Raw genomic sequence first — 5,426 nt, 5'->3', positions numbered from 1 at the left:
CATGGCCGCCGCCCTTGTCGAGAATTTGCAGCGCGCCGATCTGAACGCGATCGAAGAAGCAGAGGGACTTCAGCGGCTTCTGACCGATTATGCTCTGACGCAGGAAGAGCTCATGCAGCCACAGCAGTGTTGCGAGACTACCAATCGGCGTGAATTTCGGCCCGAGGTCGCAGCCGATGACGTTGGCATAGATCATCAGGTCGCGTGTCAGTGGCGTGATGTCGTGAGCCTGTTGGATCGCCAGCGCCCCGACCAGCACACTCGGCATATTGTTCATGATGGACGACAGAACAGCCGCTAGAAAGCCGGTGCCGATGGTGGCCGTGAACGTCCCTTGATGACCGAGCCAGACCAGTGCGGTCGCAAGGTAGTCAGTCAGCCCAGCATTGCGCAGCCCGTAGACCACCAGATACATGCCCAGGGAGAAGATCACGATCTGCCACGGGGCGCCCCGCAGCACCTTGCGAACAGGGATGACCCGACCATATCCGGCGACGAGCAACAGGATTCCGGCGGCCAGGCAGGCCACGACACAGACCGGGATATGAAACGGCGCCGTCAGGAAATAGGCCGCCAGAACCAGGGCCAGCAGTGGAAATGCCGCCCGGAATACATGAGGGTCACGAATGGCCGTGGCAGGTGCGGGCAGTTCGGCGACGGGATAGGTCGCAGGCACCTGCCGCCGATACCACAGCCACAGGACCGCCAGCGTTGCACCAAGTGCGACCAGATCGACCGGCACCATGACCGCAGCATAGCGATCGAACGCAATACCAAAGAAATTGGCGCTGACGATGTTCACCAGATTGGAGATGACAAGCGGCAGGCTGGTGGTATCCGCGACGAAGCCAGTGGCGATAATAAAGGCCAGCGCCGCAGCAGGACTGAGGCGAAGCTGCGTGAGGATGGCGATGACGATGGGCGTCAGCAGCAGGGCCGCGCCGTCATTGGCGAACACAGCCGCAATGGCTGCTCCCAAGACCACGATCAGCGGGAATAGCGTCCGGCCTCGCCCTTTGCCCCAGCGCACCACGTGCAGGGCGGCCCAATGGAAGAACCCGGCCTCGTCCAGCAACAGCGAGATGACGATCAGCGCGATAAAGGTGAAGGTCGCGTCCCAGACGATGTGCCAGACGACAGGAATGTCGTGCCAGTGAATTACTCCAGCCACCAGGGCCACGGCGGCACCTGCCATTGCGCTCCAGCCGATGCCCAGCCCCCGAGGCTGCCAGATGACAAAAACCAGCGTGACAACGAAAATCAGAAGCGCCAGCATCAGACGATCCGCTTTCCGGATTCATCGACGATCTTCTCGCCGTCCTCTTTGACGAAAGCGCCTCTCTGCGGGTTGGGCAGGATGTCCAGAACCGCCTCGGACGGACGGCAGAGTGCCGCACCCAGCGGGGTGACGACGATCGGCCGGTTCATCAGGATTGGGTGTGCGATCATGGCATCGATCAGCGCGTCATCGCTCAGGGCCGGATTATCGAGGCCGAGTTCGTGAAAGGGCGTGCCCTTTTCCCGCAGGACCGAGCGCACCGGAACGCCCATACGGGCAATCAGATCGACCAGTTCCTCACGGCTGGGAGGCGTTTTCAGATACTCAATAATGCGAGGTTCCTCACCGCTGTTGCGGATCAGTGCCAGCACGTTGCGCGACGTGCCGCAGGCTGGGTTGTGATAGATCGTGATGGTCATGAGCAGGATTCCGGGGACGGACAGCAGGAGGACAGGGTCGCGATCAGGGGCGTACAGAGTTCGGGGCTGCCTGCACAGCAGTCTCTGACGAGGAAGAGCATCAGGTCGTGCAGGCGAGAAAGACAGGCGCGATAGACGATCAGCCGGCTATGGCGTTGCGAGGTCAGCAGGCCGGCGCGGGCTAGGGTGGCGAGGTGGGCCGAGATCGTGTTCTGCGGCATATCAAGATGGCGTGCGACGTCCCCGGCGGGCAGCCCGTCCGGCTCATGGCGCACAAGCAGGCGGAAGATATCCAGCCGCGTGGACTGTGACAGGGCGTTAAGTGCGGCAATGGCAGAGTTTGTATCCATATATCTGGCTTTTCAGATATATGGATACAAGTCAAGGTATCCTATCAAGCAAACGGAGATCATGACCGTCGATTTTCTCAATTTTGCTGCTCAGATCAGACACCTCGCTTATCTTCCTAAGCCGCCGATCAACAGCCCTACTGTTACTGTATGGCTTTTTTTGATCGCCCATCACTGTCTTTACCAAAGCATCATACTCAGCGATTCCAGCCATTCGAGCGAAGCCGCTATAGGCCACGGTAGCCAGTTCACATCCGGACGCACCGCCATAATGACAGCAAGAAGCATCATAGGAACCATGAGCGCATTAAACCCGGCCGCCCGGCCAGTCGGCCGATAATGCCTTGCCAGTTTGCGTCGCCCTTTCCATCCTGATCGAAAGGGCTGACACCGACCTGGGCGAGCTGCCGCCAGCAGCAAAGATCGCGCGCGCACGCGAGAAGCAACAATGACCTCAAGGACCGACGTGACGTCCTGGACATTCGCCCGATAAAACTCGCGGGACCGGGCAAAAGCCACATGACCAAGCACCCGGTCTGCACGTCGCAGCCGCTTGGCAACCAGCATCCGATGCGCCTGCTTTTCGGCCGCTTGCGCATCAGGCACAGGTTTCTTCCACGCGACAACCAGCTCAAAGGGGCAATCCGCGCCGCCCACCCCGCGGCATCGTAACGTCGGATCTCTGGACGTGCGCCCGATCTTCACTACCCCAGGTAATGCCGGAATTTCGAGAACGTACAGCCAGCCCGCTTCAGGCATGTCAGCCTCCTAGTTACGGACTGCTTTTGGGCTTTGCACGTGGCTTGTTGCTCTCCGCCCGCTGTCCAGGGGTCTGTCCCTTTTCGCTTGTTTGCTTCCAGTAGCGATCAGCGACATTCTCACGCGATGCCGCTTTCTGCGCCTCGGCAATACCGGCCGTCTTCTGGCTTCCCTGCTGACGCGCCTTATCCCGACGCTTCTCATTGTTCGTTTCCGACATTGCTCATGTCCCCCTGACACTCAGGCCGAGATCTTATTGAACCGATTGGCCGCTATTTTTTCTCTGATTTCAGGCCGTCGAAAATAGATAGGCATCCCGCAACGCAACGGACGACCACCACGCACCACCACAAACGCTTCATCTACCCGGACATCGTTCAGCAGTTCTTCCCGTCGGATCAGCGGACGGCTGATTTCGTGATAGCTCGTGTTCGCCCCGCGCGAACGGTTGCTCGCTTCCCAGCCTTTCCCCGACGTGCCGGTATTGCTGCCCACGGATGTCGCCATGACACCATACTGACCGAAGGTTTCTTCCAGCTCTTTCGCGGTATCGAGATCGGAGATCGCAACATATGTCCGATGTGCGGCCGCCTCGTACCATGCTCGCTTTCCCTCACGGCCCCATTGTTCTTCGAGTTGTCCGACCGACTGATAGAGCAATCTCAGGGTAATACCGTATTTGCGCCCGGCATCCCGTGCTGTTGCCATGATCCGCATAGGACCGAGACGTGCGACTTCGTCCAGAAGGAAGAGGACACGATTCCGAATATTGCCATCAGCTTCATAAACGGCATTCAGTAACGCCCCTATAATCGTGCGACCAATTTCGGGTGTGTTTTCCAAAGCCCGCAATGGCAACTGTACGAAAACATCCATCTTGCCATCGACCAGATCTGACGAGCGAAAACTGTCTCCGGACACCAGGTCCGCAAACGCAGGATTACTGAGCCAGGCTGTCTTGTCATCGGCATTGCCATACACCCCGGAAAACGTCTCATCGACCAGTCCCTTGAGCGCGCCGGCCGTCTGGCTCGCATAGGCGCACGGACTGCTCGCATGGATCGTGTTCAGCAGATTCCGCATTTCTTCTTGCGGCGTGCAGACCCCGCTTCTCAGCGTCCGCAAGGTCTTTTCCTCGGCTGGAAGGTCCGGATCAAACATCATGTGCGCCAATAAACACGTCACGAGATTGCGGCCCTGCCGGTCAAAAAACTCGTTATTGGCGTCTTTTTTGGCACCACTCTCCCGGCATATCCATGACACCACGTCCTGTATATTCGTGATTGCTTCGGGCGAACGAATGTCGATCCAGTCCAAGACATTAAAGCCAACATCTCCACCGAGCCGCAGCTCGTAGACCTGATGACCCAGCGTTTCGCGGAACGGTCGAAGCATCGGCCCCAATTCTGTACTCGGATCAAGCACCACGGCAGAGCCCGTCCATGTGGTCAGCGTGGTGACGGCCGACGTGGACTTGAACGATCCCGGTCCGGCAAAAACCAGACTGTGGGTCGATCCTGTCTCACAGGGATCTATGAGCAATGGCGCACGGCCGCCCTGTCCCCATGTTTTCGGCTCTTTAGGATGAAAGGGCACCCTTGCATGCCGGTCTTCGTCCACGCGATAGGCTTCGCCTACAACGACACCTCCATATTCAGCGGAAGGACGTGGAAAGAGCTGCCTGGCCTGCTTCATTGTCATCCAGTCCGCATAGCCATGATTCTCTGTCACGCCACGGATAGGCCGTTGCCTTCGACTGAATATGGACGGGCGCAGAGAAGGGCCGATTGCACCACGCCGGAAGATCACCGCCAGCATTACCAGCGCAACCACAACACCGCCTGCCCCCGCGCCGATCTTGAGCCATTGCACTACGATCGGATTATCCCGGCCATACAGAAAATAGAGCCACCATTGATAGAAAGGATGCTCGAACGAGCCCGATAAACCCGTTCCCTTCAGAAAAACAAAAGACGCGACAACGGTCCAAGACACAAATACCATCAGAATTCCGAGGATAATCCGGGCGATCAAGACGATCGACTTGTTTTCTGACGCCATCGTGCGCTTCCTTTCAGTATTTCGTCAGAAGATCTGCTGCTGTCTCGCCTCTACGGCGCGCATCCGCTGCCAGCCACACTTCGCCGATGGAATAGATCTCGCCTGTCGTCTCGAAGGGCACGATTACGTCAATCGCGGCGGAGAGCATGTCCACAAGAGTTTTGTCTTCTAGCGCCGCCCCCTGGGGCGAGCCCTTGATAAGCGAGAAGAGCTTCTTGAACGCCTGAACCGGATTTGCGCCATGAATGGTAGAAATCGAACCGGGATGCCCCGATACGACCTCATTGAGATATGTCCATGCGGCGTCGTCGCGAAGCTCCGCCGGCAAGATCCGATCCGGTCTCATGCGCAGACTTGCGTGCAAAAGGTCTTCCGCACTGACCGAGCTGATTCCTGTTCCCGACTTTGAATAGAGCAACCGCACATGGTTGGGGTACCGGTGACGACGACGCGTCTTTCTTTCATTGCCGATAGGTTTGCCATCATGGGCGGACGAAGCTCCAGTCATAAAGGCCTTCTCCCGGCGGCTGCCAAAGGGGAGAGGCTGTCAATCTCGTC

7 protein-coding genes are annotated in these 5,426 nt (G+C 58.2%); all 7 read right to left on the bottom strand.

Features of this window, described 5'->3' with window-relative positions; all coding sequences use genetic code 11:
- Window positions 1-1,276 (bottom strand): arsenic transporter (locus WFJ47_RS16310; RefSeq protein ID WP_336764406.1); only part of this gene is annotated, 1,276 nt, incomplete at its 3' end.
- Entirely contained in the window at window positions 1,276-1,698 is a 423-nt protein-coding gene (gene arsC / locus WFJ47_RS16305) for an arsenate reductase (glutaredoxin) (protein WP_099349393.1), read from the bottom strand. The genes arsC and WFJ47_RS16310, both read right to left, overlap by 1 nt.
- Window positions 1,695-2,048, bottom strand: coding sequence for a helix-turn-helix transcriptional regulator (locus WFJ47_RS16300; protein ID WP_099349392.1), 354 nt, complete (start codon window positions 2,046-2,048; stop codon window positions 1,695-1,697). Before WFJ47_RS16300 ends, arsC begins: the two co-directional genes overlap by 4 nt.
- A gap of 180 nt (window positions 2,049-2,228) precedes the next feature.
- On the bottom strand, window positions 2,229-2,807 hold the full coding sequence (locus tag WFJ47_RS16295) for a GIY-YIG nuclease family protein (RefSeq protein WP_010665820.1): 579 nt from the start codon (window positions 2,805-2,807) through the stop codon (window positions 2,229-2,231).
- A 13-nt stretch (window positions 2,808-2,820) separates the two neighbouring features.
- Complete coding sequence (locus tag WFJ47_RS16290; RefSeq protein WP_007284438.1) at window positions 2,821-3,027, bottom strand: hypothetical protein; 207 nt, start codon at window positions 3,025-3,027, stop codon at window positions 2,821-2,823.
- Window positions 3,028-3,047: 20 nt separating this feature from the next.
- Window positions 3,048-4,868, bottom strand: coding sequence for a type IV secretory system conjugative DNA transfer family protein (locus tag WFJ47_RS16285; RefSeq protein WP_007284439.1), 1,821 nt, complete (start codon window positions 4,866-4,868; stop codon window positions 3,048-3,050).
- A gap of 13 nt (window positions 4,869-4,881) precedes the next feature.
- On the bottom strand, window positions 4,882-5,376 hold the full coding sequence (locus WFJ47_RS16280) for an ATPase, T2SS/T4P/T4SS family (RefSeq protein ID WP_336764402.1): 495 nt from the start codon (window positions 5,374-5,376) through the stop codon (window positions 4,882-4,884).
- Window positions 5,377-5,426 lie beyond the last annotated feature (50 nt).

It is taken from the genome of Asaia sp. VD9 (genome assembly GCF_037150015.1).
GTDB lineage: Bacteria > Pseudomonadota > Alphaproteobacteria > Acetobacterales > Acetobacteraceae > Asaia.
The sequence above is the reverse complement of the archived record's forward strand: the minus strand, read 5'-3'. Positions and strand labels throughout refer to the sequence as shown.